The following is a 16,428-nucleotide window of genomic DNA, read 5'->3' on the forward strand; positions in this document are numbered from 1 at the left end:
GGCACGATGGCCGCAGAGCGCGGCATCCGGCTGCGCGACGGACTTGCACCACTCCGGACTCACAGCACCCGCACACGACCCACACTCACACGAGAGAGAGGCGAGGCGTTCCATGGGCGTGACGCTGCCCGCCTTCCAGACCCTCGTCGACGCCCACTGGCGCGACGTCGCGCGCCTCGCCCACGCCCTGGCCGGGCCGGTCGACGGCGACGACGTCGCCCAGCAGGCGTGGACGCAGGCGCTCGCGGCATACCCCTCGCTGCGCTCGGCGAAGAACCTGCGGGGCTGGTTGCTCACGATCACGCACCGGTGCGCCATGGACGCGCACCGGGGACGGGCCCGCCGAGCGGTGCCCCACGACGACCCGGCCTCGCTGGCCACCGTGCCGACCGCGCCCCCAGCCGACGACCGGCTGCCCGACGGCCCGCTCTGGGCCTCGGTGGCGGCACTCCCGGTGCGGCAGCGCGAGGCCGTCGTCCTCAAGTACGTGGCCGATCTCGACCACCCCACCATCGCCGTCGCGCTGGGCACCACACCAGCCATGAGCCGGCGGCTCGTGAGCGATGCGCTCGCGACCCTGCGCAAGGACGTGTCATGACCGACCCCGCTGCCCTGCTCCGCTCCTACTCCCCGCCCGCGCACCCGCCGGTGCTCGAGCCCTCGGACGTGTCCTACGTCGTCGAGGACACCGCGATCGGTCGGATGCTGTTGGCGCGCAACGCATCCGGGGCGCTGGTCGCCTCGTCGTTCGTGCCGGATGCCGCCGCCGAGGACCACGTGCTCGCCCGCCTCAGCGCGCGGGTGTCCCCCCGCGTGTTGCGCCAGCCACGCGAGCTCGACGAGGTACGGGCGCAGCTCGACGCGTTCCTCGCCGGGCGCTCGCACACCTTCTCGGTGCGCACCGACCTGGCGCTCGCCTCGGACTTCCAGCGCGCGGTGCTGCCACGACTCGCGGCGAGCATCGGCTACGGCGAACGCGCGACCTACGGGCAGCTCGCGAAGCTGGTGGAGCGGCCGAGTGCCGCCCGTGCCGTCGGCGCGGCGCTCGGCGCGAACCCGCTGTGCGTCGTCATCCCGTGCCACCGTGTGGTCGCCTCGAGCGGGGCGCTGACGGGGTATGCCGGTGGGCTGGCGGCCAAGCGCTACCTCCTCGACCTCGAGTCCGGAGGTTCTTCACGGGACTGAGCCTCCCTCCGCACAGCGCTCACGAAGCTCGCCGATGCGGTCGTGGAGCGGAACGGCGGTCTGCTTCGTCTGAGCGTCATGACGGGTTCGTTGATTGCCTTGATGGCCATTGACGAGGATGCTGCAGTTGAGGTCAGGGGGCCCGCCCGCGGGCGGGTTGATCTCAAGGCAGGGTTCAATCATGAGGGTCCATTTCTCACGTCGTCTTGCCATGGCGCTCTCGGTGTGTGCGGCGTTGTTCCTGGGTTCGGCGGCCGCCGCGTCGGCATACGTCCTCGAGGGCGCGCGCTGGGGCGGCACACCCACCAGCGGGTGTTGCGCAAACCTCCACGTCCAATACGCCAGCTCGATGTACACAATCGACCGCTCCGGGTGGGACAACGCACGGGCAGCGTGGAACGGCAGCGCCGCAAACGTGTACCTGACCAACGCGTCGGGCGCGTTGACCGTGAACGACTCCTACGCCTCGACGGTGGCCTGGGACGGGATCACCTCGGCACGCAACGGCTGCCACATCTCTGGTCCAACGACCGATGACGTCAACGGCATCAACCGGCTGTACGACCGACCACGAGGGGAATCGAAGACATGAACACAAAGCAAGGAACCGCGATCGCGGCCGGACTTCTGCTGGTCGTCGGCGGAGCCGCCTCCGGTAGAGCGTGGATGGCCAACCATCAACAGGCGCAGGCCCTGCGGGTGATCACCATGGACGCCAGCTGGGCCAAGGGGTACAAGTCGGTCGGCGAGCTGAAGAAGGACTCCTCCGTGGCCGTCGCCGGCACGTTCGGCAAGGTCGAACGACAGGACGGGGACCCTAAGGGCCAGTGCGGGACCACCCGCTCGGTCAGCACAGCCGGGCAGTGACCGGTCCCCACCGAGGGGGCCGCGGGTCAGGTGGTGCGCAGGTAGCGTCCGAAGTGGGGGACGGTGAAGGCGATCCGTCCTCGCTCACCGGAGTAGATCAGGCCCTTCTTGAGTAGGGCGTCGCGGGCTGGAGACAGCGACTGCGGCTTGCGGTCGAGCACCGCGGCCACCGATGCCGTCGGCACCGACTCGGTCTCGTCGATCTCCTCACCGGCCTCGGCGAGGGCGAGTGCCGCATCGGCCATGGCACGCAGGTACTCGCGCTCGGCTGGCGTCGCCCGCTCGAACCGCGACCCGAAGAACCCCACGGCCAGCTCGGCCTCGGCCTCCGGCGCGGCCACCTGCACGTCCTCGGCAGAGATGGGCGAGCGCGGCGCGACGTCCCAGGCGACCTTGCCGTACGCCTGGACGAAGTACGGGTAGCCAGCCGTCGCGGCATACAACGCCTCGAGCGCCTCCGGGGTGAAGGCGGCCTCCTCGTCGGCCGCAGGAGCCACGAGTGCGAGGTCGGCAGCGGCCCGGTCGAGCCGGTCGATGCGCTGGTACCGGAACAACCGCTCCGAGTACGACTTGGAGGCCGACAGCACGGCGGGCAGGTGCGGCAGGCCGGCGCCGACGACGATGACCGGCAGCCCCGACTGCGAGATCTCGTGGCACGCCGCACAGATCGCCGAGACGTCCTCGGGCAGGAGGTCCTGCATCTCGTCGATGAACACCGCGACGCCGCGGCCCACGTCGGCGGCCAACCCGCCGACGTCGGTGAGCAGCTCGACGAGGTCGATCTCGATGTCGCCGGAGTCGGCGCGACCCGCGACCGCCGGCGCGTCGATACCGGGGTTCCACCGCTCGCGGAGCTTGGCGCCGGGAGCCGAGTCCCGCTGCGCGAACGCCTTGATGACGCCGAGCACGTGGTCGACCTCGTCGCCCGCCGGGTGACCCAGCTCGCGCACCGCGACGTGCAGTGCTGCCGACAGCGGCCGCCGCAGGCCCTGGTCGGGCCGGGCCTCGAGCTTGCCCGTGCCCCACGAGGCGCGCACGGCCGCGGACCGCAGCGCGTTGAGCAGGACCGTCTTGCCGACTCCGCGCAGTCCGGTCAGCACGATCGACCGCTCGGGGCGGCCGCGGGAGATGCGCTCCAGCACGACGTCGAACGCGTGCAGTTGCTCGTCACGGCCCGCGAGCTCAGGCGGCCGCTGGCCGGCGCCGGGGGCGTAGGGGTTGCGAATCGGGTCCACGATCGCAGCGTATGGGGCTCTCTACCGAATCCCCGATACGTCGAGAGAGGCGCCGATCGTGTCGCGGGGTCAGCGACGGTTGCGGCGCCGCACGATGTGGCCCACCACGGCGGGCAGCCAGTCCGTCTCACCGCGCATCCACCGCCCGGCGACCAGGTTGTGGGGCACGACGACGAAGCTGCCCTTGAACCCCTCGGTGACCGACAGGTCGGTGCCGAAGACGTCCGTGACGACCTGCCAGTCGAGGTCGGTGTGGCGGTCGAGGTGCTCGCCGATCCCGATGGCGTAGCGCTCGACCACGGCGGCGTGGTCAGGACGGTGGTCCTCGGGGGCGGCCGACCACGCGGCATACTCACGGTCCAGCGCGGCGCCGAGGGAGTCGAGATCATCCACGTCCACGCCCGCGGCGGCCAGCTCCTCGAGGGCCCGGGCGATCCGTGCCTGCTCGGCATCGCCGAGGGGATCGACGAGGGGCCGCAGTGAGGCCCCGGAGTCGAGGGTGTCGCCGGCATCCGGCATGGTGCGCTCGGTCAGCTCGGCCGCGTCGGGCCCGTCGCCAGCGTCATCGGGCGAGTCCTCGCGGCGCCGACCGAACCAGGCCATGACCCGGCTACTTCACCGACGGTGAGCCGGAGTCGGCGACGAGCTGCTTGCCCGCGCCCTGCCACGCCTTCATGCCACCGTCGAGGTTCGCGACGTCGAAGCCCTGCTGGGTCAGCCAGGCCACCGCCCGCGACGACCGTCCGCCACCCCGGCAGGCGACCGCCAGGGTCGAGGCATCGGTGTCGGGGAGCTCGTCGAGTCGCGCCGGCAGCTCGCCCAGCGGGATGTGGATCGCACCTGGGGCGTGCCCGGCATCCCACTCGTCCTGTTCGCGGACATCGAGGACCACGGCGTCGTCGGGAACCTCGGTGACGGAGACCTGCGGAACGTTCATGGTCCCCATGAAACCACGCGCCTACTTGAGCAGCCGCGAAAGGCGGCGGTCGGCCAGCGGCTTGCCGCCGGTCTGGCAGGTGGCGCAGTACTGCAGCGAGGAGTCCGCGAACGACACCTCGCGCACCACGTCGCCGCAGACCGGGCAGGTCTCGCCGGTGCGGCCGTGCACGCGCATGCCGGCGCGCTTGGCGTCCTTGAGCTCCTTGGCCGGCTTGCCCGAGGCGGCGGCGACCGCGCCGGCGAGCGTCTCGCGCAGCGCGGCATACAGGCTGTCGGTCGCCTGCTCGTCGAGGCTGGACGCCATCGCGAACGGCGACATCTTGGCCACGTGGAGGATCTCGTCGGAGTAGGCGTTGCCCACCCCGGCGATGAAGCCCTGGTCGCGCAGCAACCCCTTGAGCTGCGCGCGCTTGCCCGCGAGCAGGGCCCCGAAGACCTCGCGGGTGAAGTCGGCGGACAGCGGGTCGGGGCCGAGGGTGGCGATGCCCGGCACGTCCTGCGGGTCGCGAACGAGGTATGCCGCCAGCCGCTTCTTGGTGCCCGCCTCGGTGAGGTCGAAGCCGGACCCGTCGGAGAACCGCGTGCGCAGGGCGATCGGCGACTTCCCCGGCCGCAGCACGGTGTTGGGGAGCGCATCGGACCAGCGCAACCACCCGGCCCGGGCGAGGTGGAACACCAGGTGCACACCGTCGCAGTCGAGGTCGACGAACTTGCCGTGCCGCGACACCGAGTCGACGGGCGCGCCGGCCAGCGCCTGCGGTGGCGGGTCGAAGGTCTTGAGGACCGAGAACGACCCGAGCTCGACCCCGGTCACGGCCAGGCCGACGACCCGCTCGCCGAGGAAGTCGACGAGCGCCTGGACCTCGGGCAGCTCTGGCACGACGCCATTGTGGCGCAGCAGTGGCAGCATGGGCGGCATGTCGACGCAGGCGCCAGAGGCGCCGCACGCAGAGCTCCTGCGGATGAAGTCCCACCGAGGGCGGCTGGTGCTCGCGACGACGGTGCTCGGCAGCGGCATCGCGCTGCTCGACGGAACCGTCGTCAACGTCGCACTGCCCACCATCGGGCGCACCCTGCACGCCGACCTCGCCGGGCTCCAGTGGGTCGTCAACGCCTACGCGCTCAGCCTGGCGGCCCTCATCCTGCTCGGCGGCTCGCTGGGTGACCGGTTCGGTCGCCGCCGGATGTATGCCGTGGGCGTGGGCGGGTTCGGCATCGCCTCGATCCTGTGCGCGCTCTCCCCGACGATCGGCGCCCTCGTGGCGGCGCGCGCGATCCAGGGCGTGTGTGCTGCCCTGCTGGTCCCGGGCAGCCTCGCGATCCTGCAGGCGTCGTTCCGGCGCGAGGACCGGATGGCCGCGATCGGCGCGTGGACGGGGCTGCTGGGCGTGGCGTCGGCCTCGGGGCCGGTCGTCGGCGGCTGGCTCGTCGAACGCAGCTGGACCTGGGCGTTCTGGCTCAACGTGCCGCTGTCGGCGCTCGTCGTCGGCTTGGCCGCCACTGTCGTCCCCGAGTCACGAAACCCGTGGTCCGACAAGCACTTCGACGTCCGGGGTGTCCTGTTGGCCGTGCTGGGGCTCGGCGGCGTCACCTACGCGCTGACCATCGTCGCCGCGCACCCCGGCGCCTGGCCTCTGGTCCTCGGCGCGGCCGGACTCCTCGCCCTCGGCGGGTTCGTCCTCGTGGAGCGGAGCTCACCACACGCGATGGTTCCACCGAGCCTGTTCCGCAACCGGGTGTTCACGACCATCAACCTGGTCACGCTCGTGGTCTACGCGGGGCTCGCGGCGGCCCTGCTGTTCCTCGTGCTCTACCTGCAGACCGTCGGAGGCTGGTCGGCGCTCGAGGCCGGTGCAGCCACGCTCCCGCTCAGTCTGGTCATGCTGACCCTCGCCGGACGGTTCGGCGGGATGGCCGCGCGGTCGAGCCCCAAACCCTTCATGGTCGGCGGCACCCTCGTCGCGGCGGCGGGCTTCGCCCTGCTGGCGTTCGCCTCCACCGACCCGCTCTTCCTGACCGACATCCTCCCGGGGATCACCCTCGTCGGACTTGGGCTCTCGCTGACCGTCGCACCCCTCACGGGCACGGTCCTGGCGGCAGCGCCGGACGAGCTCGCCGGGACGGCCAGCGGCATCAACAACGCCGTGTCGCGCACCGCCGGCCTGCTCGCCGTCGCCGCGTTGCCGCCGCTGGTCGGGCTCCGCGGCGAGGACTACGCCAATGCCGACGTGCTCGCCCCGGCCTACCGGACCGCGATGCTCATCTGCGTCGGGCTGCTGCTCGTCGGCTCGGCGCTGACCGCCGTCGGGCTGAAGGACGAGAAGCCGGCGTGCGCAGAACTGCCGCACCTCGACCTCACCGGGCGCTGACCGCTGTCGCGGGAGCGGTGACCCGCGCTGACCACCCTCACGCGTCGCGTGAGTCCTGAGCCGGCTCACCGAGGACCGCGTGCAGCTGGCGCAGGAGACCGTAACCGTCGCCGGCGCGGCATACCGGCACGCCCTTGCCCTGCCGGTCGCGCATCGGCGCGAACTCCTCCAACGAGACCGGTATGCCGTGCGAGAGCACCTGCTCCGAGGGCGTCAGCTCACGGATCGCGATGGCCTCCACGCGGTCGGGGCGCTGCTCGGCGAAGTCGCCGTAGATCTTGGGGTCGTGCTGCCCGTCGTCGCCGACCAGGACCCAGCGGATGCTCGGGAACTCGTTCGCGAGCCGGTGCAGGCAGGCGCGCTTGTGGTCCTGGCCCGAGCGGAACCAGCCCGTGTTGGTGGGACCCCAGTCGGTGAGCAGCAGCGGGCCCGCGGGGTAGCCGTGGCGGCGGAGGAACCGGGTCAGGGTCGCTGCGGTGTTCCAGGCGCCGGTCGAGACGTAGACCATCGGGGCTCCGGGGTGCCCGTCGAGCAGAGTGCGGTACATCGTCGCCATGCCCGGGACCACGTGGCGGGCGTTCTCGCTCTTCACGAAGGTGTTCCACGCGGCGATCATCGGCCGCGGAAGGTAGGTGGAGATCACCGTGTCGTCGATGTCGCTGATGAGACCGAAGGTCTGCTCGGTGCCCACCAGGACGACGGCGACCCGGGTCTGCTCGGCATCAGGCGACTCGATGGTCGCCTCGTGCCAGCCGGGGGCCAGGCCGTGGCCCTTGACGCGGACGTCGATGTAGCCGCTGCGGTCGCTGTGGGTGTCGACGCGGGCGTCCCCGAGCGTGACCGTGACCGGCACGTCCATCGCCGGGGCCGTGATGAACGCCCGCCAGCCCCGGCGCTCGTCCTGCGCCGAACGCAGCTCGGCGGCGGAGGCCGACGCATCCTCACGCGCGTCGACGTCGGGTCGACGGGTGAGGAGCACGCGACCGAGGACGCGGGCGAAGTCCTCGGAGCCGTATCCGGTGTGGCCGACGAGCCGGGTCCGCCAGCCACGGGCACGGAGCACCGCGTCGACCCGACGGTGCCAGGCGTCCTCGACGATCGCGGCGGCGTGCGGTCTGGCCATGAACAGACCCTACGGCCTGGCCAGCACGCTCCTGAACTGGTCCACCAGGCGTGCGCCGCTGGCACCGAGCCCGTCGAACTCGAACACCCGACCGGCATGGCTCGCGAGCAGCACCGGGCCGCCGATCGAGTCGAAGTCGACAGCCATCGCGAAATCCTCGGCGGCGAGCTCTCGCGCCCGCTCAGTATCGGCGAAGACCTCGATGGCGTGCCCGTCGAGCCCGAGCCGGTCACCCACCGACCGCAGCACGCCCGGGGCGTCGAGGGGCCGTCCGTGGATGAAGAACTCGCGATGGACCTCGGCCAGCACCGTGGCCACGGGCAGGTCGCCGGCCGCGAGCAGCCCGATCATCCCGGCTGCCGCGTGCTCTGCGTCCAGGCGGACGCCGCCCATCCCCAGCAGCCGGTAGAACTCGCTCCCGAAGGCGGCTCCGGTCGAGGCGGCCACGGCAGCCGTGCTGGCCGCGAGCTCGGAGATGTCGCGCCCGTCGTAGCGCCCACTGTTGACGACCTCGACCCCGACCGTGGGGGCCGCCGCCTGGAACAGCTCGCAGACGGAGGGCAGGTAGGCATAGGCCCAGGGGTCGTAGACGTCGAGGACGTAGACGAGCAGGGTCTGGTCGTGCGCGGCTGACGCCCGCACGGCCGACTGCGGGGGCACCGAGCAGATCGGGCGACGCACCCGACGGTCACGGCCGAACGCACACCAGGTCTCGACCCCGTGGGTTCGCTCCATCGTGCACCTCCTGGACAAGTCGTGAACAAGTCGTGGACAACAACTCTTGGGCAACAAAAAAGCAACCGGGTGGCCAGTTGGCCAAACCCGGTTGCTTCAGGTGTCGCTGAGACTAGCTCACATCGCGCCCGAACGGGGAGTTCGCGCCTCGGAAACCAGCTGGGCGGCCAGCGTGCGGAGCTTGAGGTTCTGCTCCTGGGACTGCTGGCGCATGAGCTGGAACGCCACCGACTCGTCGATTCCGTGCCGCGCCATGAGGACTCCCTTGGCCTGCTCGATGACCGCGCGGCTGGCCATGGCCTGCTCCATCTGCCCAGCCACGGCCCGGGCGCCAGCGAGCCGCACGGCCGCCCCGACGGCGTCAGCAGCGCGTCGTGCGGCCATCCGGACGACGCTGATCTCGGTGCGGTCGAAGGCGTTTCGCGCATAGCCGTAGAGGTTGAGCGCGCCGAAGCGGTGGCCGTCGGACTCCAGGGGGAGGGCGAGCAACGTCTGCACGTCGCCCGGGTCGCAGCCGTCGATGAACGCGGGCCAGCGGTCCTCGGCACCGGCGAAGTCGACGAGGTTCTCGCGGCCGTTGCGGAAGGCGTCGAGGCACGGGCCGTCACCGACGGCATACTGCACCGCGTCGATCTCGAGGGTTCCCGCGGTCGTGTATGCCGCGGTGCGGGGCCGGTCCTCCATCACCACGGTCACCCCGACGGCGTCGCAGCCGTCGATGGCGGCGTTGACCGCCTGCACGAGGCGCTCAAGGTAGGGCGTGAGGTCGTCGAGGGTCTCGAGGTTGCCCGAGAGCTCGTCGAGGAGCGCTTCGGCAGCGGCCACGTGGTCGCCCTGGATCGGTCGGGCGAGGACCTCAGCCGGACCCGGCCCATCGGGATCGGTCGGAACGGAGACCAGATCGGCCATGGTCACTCCTCAATCGGTGAATCGACGTGCGTGGGACACCGTATACCTGCTGGTCAGCCGCCCAACCCCGTTTGGCCCCCGCATGCTCCGGCATGCTCGGGCATCGTGCGCGAGGATGGTCCGGTGAGCGACGTCGCCGTGTTCCGCAAGGGCAGCAGCACCGCGCCGCCCGGGTACTTCCGGTGGGAGGCGGCCGGACTCGCGTGGCTGGCCGATGCGCCCGGCGGAGCGCTGGTCGCCGAGGTCGTCGGCGCCGGGCCGGACCACCTCGACCTGCGACGCCTCTCGTTCGTCAACCCCGACCCGGCCATGGCCGAGGCCTTCGGTGTGGGGCTGGCCCACACCCACGACGCGGGGGCCCCGGCATTCGGCGCTCCGCCCGAGGGCTGGCACGGCGACGGGTTCCTCGGCCCGGTGTCCGAGCTGTTGCCCCTGCACCTGCGACCGGTGGCCTCGTGGGGTGAGTTCTATGCGGGCCAGCGCCTGCTCCCGGCGCTGGCGATGGGGGTCGATAGGGGTGTCTACCATCGATCCGATATTGCGCTATTCGAGGCAATCGCCCGGCGGGTGGCGGCGGGCGAGTTCGACGACGGGAGCCCCCCCGCCCGGCTGCACGGCGACCTCTGGTCGGGGAACGTGCTCTGGACGGCAGCCGGTGGCGTGCTCATCGACCCCGCTGCGCACGGCGGCCACCGCGAGACCGACCTGGCCATGCTCGCGTTGTTCGGGTGCCCGCACTGGGACTTCGTCATCGGCGGATACCTGACGGCCCACCGGCTCGACGCGCAGTGGCCGCACCGGGTCGCCCTGCACCAGCTCCACCCGTTGATGGTGCACGCGGTGCTGTTCGGGGGCGACTACCCGCACCGCGCCGTGGAGCTCGCCAAGCGCTACCGCTGAGCCAGCAGCCCGCGGACGAATGCTGCCTGACCCACGTGCTGGTTGTCGTCGTTGACGATGCTCACCAGCCTGACCCCGAGCGTGACGGGTGGGTCCCAGCGCTCGTCGACGACCCGGTCCAGGTCCTCGGCACGCAGCCCGCGGACGAAGCCGAGCGTCTGCTGGTGGACGGCGTCGAGGTACCCCACCAGCTCGTCGGCCCCGACGCCGCGCACCTGCGCCACCTCGTCACTGCTGTGGCCGTACCCGGTGTCGCCGTCGTCGAACGGCAGGCCGAACCGCTCGCTCCAGCCCTGTGCTGTCCAGACCTGCTCGGTCCCTGCCACGTCGGCGATGTGGTCGTCCTGGATCCTCGTGAGGTGCCACACCAGCCACGCGATCGAGTTGGCTCCGGCGGCGGGGCGCTGGGCCAGCTGGTCCGGCGTCAGACCGTCGACCACGTCGGCGGCCCCCGACCGCACCCGGTCGAAGGCGTCGACGAGCAGGTCACCGAGAGTCATTCCCCGATGTTAGGCCCGATGGTGAGCCGGGAGCAGCAGCGCGGCATCACCGAACTCGTGCCACAGGTAGCCGCCCGCGACGGCGGCATCGTAGGCGCGCTGGGCGAGGGCCGGCCCTGCGACCGCTTCGACCAGCAGCAGGTGGGAGGCGTCGGGGTCGTGCCATCCGGTCACCAGGCCGTCGACGACCCGCGGCGGCGCAGCGCGACTGACCACACGGTCGGTCCACCCGCTGACCGCGTGGACCGTGCCGTCGGCCTGGACGGCGGACTCCAGCGCCCTTGTCACGGTGGTGCCGACCGCCACCACCCGTCCACCACGGGCCCGGGTTGCGGTGACCAGGTCCGCCGTGTCCGCGGGCACCTCGAACCACTCGGTCGCAGGAGCCTCGCCGGCCTCCTGTGAGGAGACCCCGGCGTGCAGGGTGACGGCGGTGACCCCGACCCCCGCGGCGACCAGCCGCGCGACGAGCTCAGGCGTGAACGGCCTCGCGGCACTGGGCATCTCGGCGCTGCCGGGACGGGTCGCGAAGACGGTCTGGTAGGCCGCGAGAGGGTACCGGTGGTCGAGGTAGCCGTAGGCGATCGGGCGCCCGTGCCGCTGCAGGTGCTGCTCCAGGAGATGTGGGCCGACGACTCGCACGCGCCAGAGGCGGTTGCCCCGACCCGTTGGTGACGAGTCGATCCGCGGGTGCGGCGCCACGAGGTCCAGCCGGACACCGTCGGCCAGCTCGACCACCTCCCCCGGCCGGAGGTCGAGGACGGCGCGGGCGGCGTCGGGCGCGGTCCGTACCTCCACGACCCAGGTCATCGGGTCGAGCCGGCTGGCCGCGTGCACGACGACCGGGCCACGACCCGCCAGCGTGCCATCGACCTGCGCGGCCATCGTGGCCGAGTTGTTGACGACGACCAGGTCACCCGCCCGCAGGTATGCCGGCAGGTCGCGGAAGTGCGCGTGCGTCACGCCCGTGTCGGTCGCCACCAGCAGCCGCACGCCGTCGCGGGTCAGCCCGCGCTCCTCGGGCGGCGTCTGGGCGATGAGCCGTTGGGGGGCGTCGAACCGGGTCGCGGGGGCGAGCGACAGGGCGGTCATGCCCGCACCGCGGCTGCCGGCTCGGGGAGACCTCGGCCGCGCGGTATCGGCCGCTCGGCGGCCGCTGCCGCACCAGCGCGAGCAGGTGCGGGACCACCGTCTCCGGCAGCGGCCGGTCGCCGATGTCCTCGCCCGGGAAGGCCGCCTGGTGCATGGCGGTCCGCATGTCCCCGGGGTCCACCGCATACGCCGCCAGCCACGGGTTCTCCGCCCCGAGGGTGAGGGTGAGGTGGTCGAGCGCGGCCTTCGACGCGGCATACCCGCCCCAACCCTCATAGTGCTCGACGGCCGCATCCGAGGAGATGCTGACCAGCGCGCCGCCGGACCGCTCGAGCAGGAGCAGCAGCGACTGCGTGAGCGCCAGCGGTGCCGCCACGTTGGTGTGCCAGAGGTCGTCGAGGGCTCCGAGGTCGAGGCGCGCCAACGGCGGGAGCGGGGTCGGCCCGAGGGTGCTCGCGTTGTGCACGAGCAGGTCGAGGCGTCCTGCCTCGGTGACGGCCTCGACCAGTGCACGGCGGTGGTCCGCATCGGTCACGTCACCGGGCACCACGCGCGCCGCGGATCCCCACTCGGCCGCTGCCCGGGTGAGCCGATCGGCGTCCCGGCCGTCGGTGATGACGAACCAGCCGGCAGCGACGAGGGCTGTGGCGAGGGCACGACCGAGCCCGGCCGAGCCTCCGGTCACCAGGGCCGTGCGCGCTCCGGTGGGCGGCGTGGTGGGGGGTGGGATGGACATCGATTCCTCCTGGTGCGTGGGCAACGTCTGGAGCAATCGTTAAAGTTGAAGTCAACATGAAGTCAAGAGGAGATCTCGATGGATGCCGATGACGTGCTGACCGTCTCCGAGGTGGCCCACCGCAGCGGGTTCGCCGCGTCCGCGCTGCGCTACTACGAGCGGGAGGGGCTCATCGAGGCGTCACGCACGGGCGGGGGTCAGCGCCGGTACGCCCGCAGCGTGCTCCGCAGGCTGGCCTTCATCCGGGCTGCGAGCAACGTCGGGCTCAGCCTGGACGAGATCCGCCGCGAGCTCGACCAGCTGCCCCGCGGGCGCACCCCGACCAAGTCCGACTGGCACCGCATCTCGACGCACTGGCGGACGCGGCTCGACGAGCAGATGGTGGCGCTCGAGGCCCTGCGGGACAAGCTCGACTCGTGCATCGGGTGCGGGTGCCTGTCGCTCAAGCAGTGCGGCATCTCCAACCCCGCGGACCTGGCGGCCTTGTCGTCGGCGGCGCCTGGCGCGGCATACCTGCCCCCGCTGCTGCGGCGCCAGCCGCGCTGACGGGTTCAGCGGCGCTGGAGCTCGTCTCGACGCGCTTGGCGGGCGATCCGCCGGTCGGTGGCCACGATCCACCCCACGAGGCACGCCCCGCCCAGGGCGGCGAGCACGAAGAAGATCATGGCGATCGCCGGGTAACCCAGGACGGTCGAGTGCGTCGGCACCTGCATCATCAGCGCCGCTCCGATGACGATCGAGGCCAGCACCAGCCCCATCGTGAGGCGGTTGGCCAGGCGCTGCATGACGGTGAGGAGCCGGCTCTCGTCGATGGCGTTGACCCGCACCGTGAGCTCACCCTCCGAGAGGGCGTCGAGGATGCGGTTGGCCCGGCGCGGCAGCTGCGAGGTGAACTCCTTCGCCTCGATCGCGGCCGCCATGATGCCGCCGGGGCTCACCGCCAGGCCGCCGCGCAGGATGTTCGAGGCGTTGTCGCGGATGGCGTCGGCGGGCGAGAAGGTGGGGTCGAGGTGGACCGTGGCCTGGTCGAGGTTGAGCAGGGCCTTGCCGATCATCGACATCTCGGCCGGCGGGCGCAGTCCGTGCACCCCGGACAGCCGGCTGAGCTCGACCAGCACCGACCCGGCCTGGAGGTCGCCGCCCAGCTCCATCGAGCTGGAGACCAGGTGGCTCACGTCCTCACGGAAGCGTGCGGCGTCGTAGCCGGCCAGCGGATGACCCATCGACGCGAGCACGGCCGCGGTCTCCTCGCCGTCACCGTCGCTGATCGCGAGCAGGAGCTTGACCACCTGGGTCTGGATCCGCGGCGGCACGGTCGCGACCATGCCGAGGTCGAGCAGGGCGATCCGGCCGTCCGGGGTGAGCAGGAGGTTGCCGGGGTGCGGGTCGGCGTGCAGGACGCCGTCGTCGAGGATCATCCGCAGGTAACACGCGAACAGCTCCTCGACGAGCGGACGGGCGTCGATGTCGAGCAGGCCGAGTGGTCCCACCTCGGTGATCTTGCGTCCCTCGATGTGCTCCATGGTCAGCACCTTGGAGGTCGTGTAGTCGCCGAGCGGCTCGGGCACCACGAGGTGCTCGTAGTCGGCGGTGAGCTCGCGGAAGCGCTCGAGGTTGCGGGCCTCGCGGGTGTAGTCGAGCTCGCCGGCGAGCGAGCGGCGGAACTGCGCCAGCAGCCTGGCGAACCCGAAGCGTCGACCGGCGCCGGTGTGCCCGTCGGCGAGCGAGGCGAGCTTCTCCAGCACCTCCATGTCGTCGCGGACCACCTCGCGTATGCCGGGTCGCTGCACCTTGACGACCACGTCACGGCCGCTCTGGGTGCGGGCCCGGTGTACCTGTCCCAGGGACGCCGCCGCGAGGGGCGTCTCGTCGAACGACTCGAACAGGTGGCGCAGGCTCGCGCCCAGCTCGGCCTCGACGATCTCGCGAACCTGCTCGAACGGGAACGGCTCGACGCTGTCCTGCAGCCGGGTCAGCGCCTCGGTGTATGCCGGGGGCAGCAGGTCGTACCGCGTCGAGAGGAGCTGCCCGAGCTTGATGTACGTCGGACCCATCCGCTCGAGGTCGGCCGCCAGCTCGGTGGCCTTGTCGACGTCACCCGAGGGCACGTCCTCGTCGACCAGGAACTCGTCGAGCCCGGCGCCGGTCACCAGGTCCGAGCGACCGTGCCGCAGGAGCAGGCGGACCAGGTCGGCATAGCGCCCGGCGTGCGCGGTGGATGCCATCAGGAGCGGGTGGAGCAACGGCGCAGGTCAGGCATGGCATCGGAGCCTAGCCGGTGCCGCGGCCGTCACCCGAGGGGTGACGCTCAGGCGGTGCCGGTGACCACGCGTTCGCGCTGCGGCAACGGCGCCGACGAGAGCCGTGCGAGCCGCGCCGCCGTGTCGTCGATGCACTCCTCGAGCAGCGCCACCAGGCGCGAGCCCGGGTCGTCGACGCACGCCGCGGCGATGCCCTCCACGGCATACGACACGATGTGGGGCGCGGTCTGGCGGCGGAAGGTTCGCTCGGACGTCCGGGCGTCGCGGGCGTACCGCTGGGCCCAGGCGTGCGCCTCGGGTGCCGCGGCGAACGCGGCCCGGCAGAGCGCGTAGAGGTCCTCGTGGCCGTCGCCGAGCCCGGCGAGCGCGCGCTCGGCGGTCAGCAGGCCCACGGCCATGACGTTCTGGCGGGCGGCCGGGGCGATGGGCAGGGCAGCCGCGGCGGCGCGCGTCGCGATGGCCACGTCGACCTCGAAGGCATCGCCGGTCAGGCCCACGACGTCGGGGATGCGTCCGGCGATCCTTGGCCGGTCGGCATCCGAGAGACAGTCGTTGACCATCCGCGCCAAGGAGGCGAGCAGGGGGTGGGTGCACTTCGGGTGGTCGCTCCAGCGCTCGCCCGCGAGGAAGGACGCCATCTCCATGAAGCAGGCGCCCTTGCGCGGGTTGCGGTGACGGCCAGCCGACAGCACCGGGACGATGTCGGGCAGGGGCGCGACGCGTGACATGGCGGCTCCTCGGCGGATCCGGTCCGGGCCGCAGCCGAGATGTGCGGCCAGATGTCCACTATGCGCCCGCGTCGCGTCGGACGCCACCCCTCATCCGACGTACCTTTTTTCCCTGCAGAATGGTCAATGTTTGGCCTAGAAAAAGTAAAGGGATGGTAAAGTCGCGCCTGCGTGATGGCCGAGCCTGACGATCCGTCAGCCCACCAGTGAAGCCCACTCGGTCAAGTGGTGGAGACCAGCCGCCCTCACCTGATCGATCTCAGGTCGGGGTGGTCCACGCACGATGGGGGAGCGGGAGTGAGCTGGCCCGCGACACGTTGCATCTTTGACTGCAGGGGTCCGCGATGACTGTCACCGAACGACTTTTCGACAACGCCTGGTACGTCGCCCACGCTGCGCCCGGAACCAGGCAGGAGCTTGCCGCCGACGTCACCCGCACCTGGATGGAGTGTGAGGCTGCCCGCGAGCATGCCCAGCGCACCAAGACGGTGTCCGGGGTGACACCGGGCAGGTTCGCGGTCGCCCTCTCGCTGGGCAACGCGGCCCAGGCCGAACACGACCGCGCCAAGGCCCGTGCCTCCGAGGCCGCGCGGTGCACCGACATCGTCAACGGCCACGCGTTCTCCATCACCAGGACCTCAGACGCGGGCAGCCTCACGGTCGAGGTGGCCTCGTGCACCCTGCTGCGCCGCGCGACCCTCAGCCTCGCTCGGCCGGGAGGCAGCTGGACGGCCGTGCTCACCGACCCGATGGCGCGCTGGTCCGACCGTCAGTCGGTGCCGCTCGGGACGGACCCCTGGGAGTCGCTGCACTGGGCCTGCGACTGGGTGGTCACCGGCGCGGTGTGAG

At 71.8% G+C, this 16,428-nt stretch carries 19 protein-coding genes and 1 pseudogene; 8 read left to right on the plus strand and 12 right to left on the minus strand.

The genetic code is table 11. From position 1 onward, the window contains the following. Positions 1–112: 112 nt before the first annotated feature. The 4 genes from GKE56_RS12710 (at position 113) to GKE56_RS12725 (ending at position 2,052) form a co-directional block, all read left to right on the plus strand. On the plus strand, positions 113–598 hold the full coding sequence (locus tag GKE56_RS12710; protein WP_154684849.1) for an RNA polymerase sigma factor: 486 nt from the start codon (positions 113–115) through the stop codon (positions 596–598). Further along, positions 595–1,185: a methylated-DNA--[protein]-cysteine S-methyltransferase gene (locus tag GKE56_RS12715; RefSeq protein ID WP_154684850.1), complete on the plus strand. Its 591-nt coding sequence runs from the start codon at positions 595–597 to the stop codon at positions 1,183–1,185. Before GKE56_RS12710 ends, GKE56_RS12715 begins: the two co-directional genes overlap by 4 nt. A gap of 181 nt (positions 1,186–1,366) precedes the next feature. Then, positions 1,367–1,777, plus strand: coding sequence for a hypothetical protein (locus tag GKE56_RS12720; protein ID WP_154684851.1), 411 nt, complete (start codon positions 1,367–1,369; stop codon positions 1,775–1,777). Further along, a complete protein-coding gene (locus GKE56_RS12725) occupies positions 1,774–2,052 on the plus strand; it encodes a hypothetical protein (protein WP_154684852.1) in 279 nt (92 codons plus the stop codon). The genes GKE56_RS12720 and GKE56_RS12725 overlap by 4 nt, the downstream gene beginning before the upstream one ends. 26 nt (positions 2,053–2,078) lie before the next feature. Here GKE56_RS12725 and GKE56_RS12730 read toward each other — a convergent pair whose 3' ends face one another. The 4 genes from GKE56_RS12730 to GKE56_RS12745 form a co-directional block, all read right to left on the minus strand. Beyond that, positions 2,079–3,287 (minus strand): ATP-binding protein, encoded by a 1,209-nt coding sequence (locus GKE56_RS12730; protein WP_154684853.1) that lies wholly within the window; start codon positions 3,285–3,287, stop codon positions 2,079–2,081. A gap of 69 nt (positions 3,288–3,356) precedes the next feature. After that, positions 3,357–3,890 carry a DUF3806 domain-containing protein gene (locus GKE56_RS12735; RefSeq protein ID WP_154684854.1) on the minus strand — a complete coding sequence of 178 codons (534 nt, stop codon included), beginning with the start codon at positions 3,888–3,890 and terminating at the stop codon, positions 3,357–3,359. A 7-nt stretch (positions 3,891–3,897) separates the two neighbouring features. Continuing rightward, positions 3,898–4,224, minus strand: a complete 327-nt coding sequence (locus tag GKE56_RS12740) for a rhodanese-like domain-containing protein (protein ID WP_230208958.1) — start codon at positions 4,222–4,224, stop codon at positions 3,898–3,900. 21 nt (positions 4,225–4,245) lie between these two features. Continuing rightward, the gene (locus GKE56_RS12745) at positions 4,246–5,106 is read right to left on the minus strand and encodes an Fpg/Nei family DNA glycosylase (protein WP_154684856.1); all 861 of its coding nucleotides are present in this window, start codon (positions 5,104–5,106) and stop codon (positions 4,246–4,248) included. Between the two features lie 37 nt (positions 5,107–5,143). On the opposite strand from GKE56_RS12745, the gene GKE56_RS12750 reads away from it, so the two are divergent. After that, complete coding sequence (locus GKE56_RS12750; protein WP_195908114.1) at positions 5,144–6,595, plus strand: MFS transporter; 1,452 nt, start codon at positions 5,144–5,146, stop codon at positions 6,593–6,595. Positions 6,596–6,632: 37 nt separating this feature from the next. Here GKE56_RS12750 and GKE56_RS12755 read toward each other — a convergent pair whose 3' ends face one another. From GKE56_RS12755 to GKE56_RS12765, 3 genes are all read right to left on the minus strand, one after another. Continuing rightward, a complete protein-coding gene (locus GKE56_RS12755) occupies positions 6,633–7,718 on the minus strand; it encodes an App1 family protein (RefSeq protein ID WP_154684858.1) in 1,086 nt (361 codons plus the stop codon). Between the two features lie 9 nt (positions 7,719–7,727). Continuing rightward, entirely contained in the window at positions 7,728–8,453 is a 726-nt protein-coding gene (locus GKE56_RS12760; protein WP_154684859.1) for a hypothetical protein, read from the minus strand. 117 nt (positions 8,454–8,570) lie between these two features. Beyond that, positions 8,571–9,362 (minus strand): GAF and ANTAR domain-containing protein, encoded by a 792-nt coding sequence (locus GKE56_RS12765; protein ID WP_154684860.1) that lies wholly within the window; start codon positions 9,360–9,362, stop codon positions 8,571–8,573. Positions 9,363–9,485: 123 nt separating this feature from the next. Between GKE56_RS12765 and GKE56_RS12770 the strand changes: the two genes are divergently transcribed. Then, complete coding sequence (locus tag GKE56_RS12770) at positions 9,486–10,262, plus strand: fructosamine kinase family protein (protein WP_195908115.1); 777 nt, start codon at positions 9,486–9,488, stop codon at positions 10,260–10,262. Here GKE56_RS12770 and GKE56_RS12775 read toward each other — a convergent pair. The 3 genes and pseudogenes from GKE56_RS12775 to GKE56_RS17580 all read right to left on the minus strand — a co-directional run. Next, positions 10,253–10,762: a DinB family protein gene (locus GKE56_RS12775; protein WP_154684861.1), complete on the minus strand. Its 510-nt coding sequence runs from the start codon at positions 10,760–10,762 to the stop codon at positions 10,253–10,255. The genes GKE56_RS12770 and GKE56_RS12775 overlap by 10 nt on opposite strands. Before the next feature lie 9 nt (positions 10,763–10,771). Beyond that, positions 10,772–11,854, minus strand: a complete 1,083-nt coding sequence (locus GKE56_RS12780) for an S-adenosylmethionine:tRNA ribosyltransferase-isomerase (RefSeq protein ID WP_230208959.1) — start codon at positions 11,852–11,854, stop codon at positions 10,772–10,774. Between the two features lie 193 nt (positions 11,855–12,047). Beyond that, a pseudogene (locus GKE56_RS17580) lies at positions 12,048–12,590 on the minus strand (SDR family oxidoreductase); the annotation flags it as partial. A gap of 78 nt (positions 12,591–12,668) precedes the next feature. Between GKE56_RS17580 and soxR the strand changes: the two are divergent. Next, positions 12,669–13,136: a redox-sensitive transcriptional activator SoxR gene (soxR, locus tag GKE56_RS12790; RefSeq protein WP_154684863.1), complete on the plus strand. Its 468-nt coding sequence runs from the start codon at positions 12,669–12,671 to the stop codon at positions 13,134–13,136. Positions 13,137–13,141: 5 nt separating this feature from the next. Here soxR and GKE56_RS12795 read toward each other — a convergent pair whose 3' ends face one another. Then, on the minus strand, positions 13,142–14,815 hold the full coding sequence (locus tag GKE56_RS12795) for an AarF/ABC1/UbiB kinase family protein (protein ID WP_154684864.1): 1,674 nt from the start codon (positions 14,813–14,815) through the stop codon (positions 13,142–13,144). An 83-nt stretch (positions 14,816–14,898) separates the two neighbouring features. After that, positions 14,899–15,579: a hypothetical protein gene (locus tag GKE56_RS12800; protein WP_154684865.1), complete on the minus strand. Its 681-nt coding sequence runs from the start codon at positions 15,577–15,579 to the stop codon at positions 14,899–14,901. Between the two features lie 344 nt (positions 15,580–15,923). Here GKE56_RS12800 and GKE56_RS12805 point away from each other — a divergent pair, with 344 nt between their 5' ends. Then, the gene (locus GKE56_RS12805; protein WP_154684866.1) at positions 15,924–16,427 is read left to right on the plus strand and encodes a hypothetical protein; all 504 of its coding nucleotides are present in this window, start codon (positions 15,924–15,926) and stop codon (positions 16,425–16,427) included. The last annotated feature ends 1 nt before the right edge of the window (position 16,428 follow it).

Source organism: Nostocoides sp. HKS02, from assembly GCF_009707485.1.
Taxonomy (GTDB): Bacteria; Actinomycetota; Actinomycetes; order Actinomycetales; family Dermatophilaceae; genus Pedococcus.

Coding starts and splice junctions, on each gene's coding strand:
- GKE56_RS12710 (WP_154684849.1), top strand. CDS start 113: ATGGGCGTGACGCTGCCCGCCTTCCAGACCCTCGTCGACGCCCACTGG.
- GKE56_RS12715 (WP_154684850.1), top strand. CDS start 595: ATGACCGACCCCGCTGCCCTGCTCCGCTCCTACTCCCCGCCCGCGCAC.
- GKE56_RS12720 (WP_154684851.1), top strand. CDS start 1,367: ATGAGGGTCCATTTCTCACGTCGTCTTGCCATGGCGCTCTCGGTGTGT.
- GKE56_RS12725 (WP_154684852.1), top strand. CDS start 1,774: ATGAACACAAAGCAAGGAACCGCGATCGCGGCCGGACTTCTGCTGGTC.
- GKE56_RS12735 (WP_154684854.1), bottom strand. CDS start 3,890: ATGGCCTGGTTCGGTCGGCGCCGCGAGGACTCGCCCGATGACGCTGGC.
- GKE56_RS12740 (WP_230208958.1), bottom strand. CDS start 4,224: ATGAACGTTCCGCAGGTCTCCGTCACCGAGGTTCCCGACGACGCCGTG.
- GKE56_RS12750 (WP_195908114.1), top strand. CDS start 5,144: ATGTCGACGCAGGCGCCAGAGGCGCCGCACGCAGAGCTCCTGCGGATG.
- GKE56_RS12755 (WP_154684858.1), bottom strand. CDS start 7,718: ATGGCCAGACCGCACGCCGCCGCGATCGTCGAGGACGCCTGGCACCGT.
- GKE56_RS12760 (WP_154684859.1), bottom strand. CDS start 8,453: ATGGAGCGAACCCACGGGGTCGAGACCTGGTGTGCGTTCGGCCGTGAC.
- GKE56_RS12765 (WP_154684860.1), bottom strand. CDS start 9,362: ATGGCCGATCTGGTCTCCGTTCCGACCGATCCCGATGGGCCGGGTCCG.
- GKE56_RS12775 (WP_154684861.1), bottom strand. CDS start 10,762: ATGACTCTCGGTGACCTGCTCGTCGACGCCTTCGACCGGGTGCGGTCG.
- GKE56_RS12780 (WP_230208959.1), bottom strand. CDS start 11,854: ATGACCGCCCTGTCGCTCGCCCCCGCGACCCGGTTCGACGCCCCCCAA.
- soxR (WP_154684863.1), top strand. CDS start 12,669: ATGGATGCCGATGACGTGCTGACCGTCTCCGAGGTGGCCCACCGCAGC.
- GKE56_RS12795 (WP_154684864.1), bottom strand. CDS start 14,815: ATGGCATCCACCGCGCACGCCGGGCGCTATGCCGACCTGGTCCGCCTG.
- GKE56_RS12800 (WP_154684865.1), bottom strand. CDS start 15,579: ATGTCACGCGTCGCGCCCCTGCCCGACATCGTCCCGGTGCTGTCGGCT.
- GKE56_RS12805 (WP_154684866.1), top strand. CDS start 15,924: ATGACTGTCACCGAACGACTTTTCGACAACGCCTGGTACGTCGCCCAC.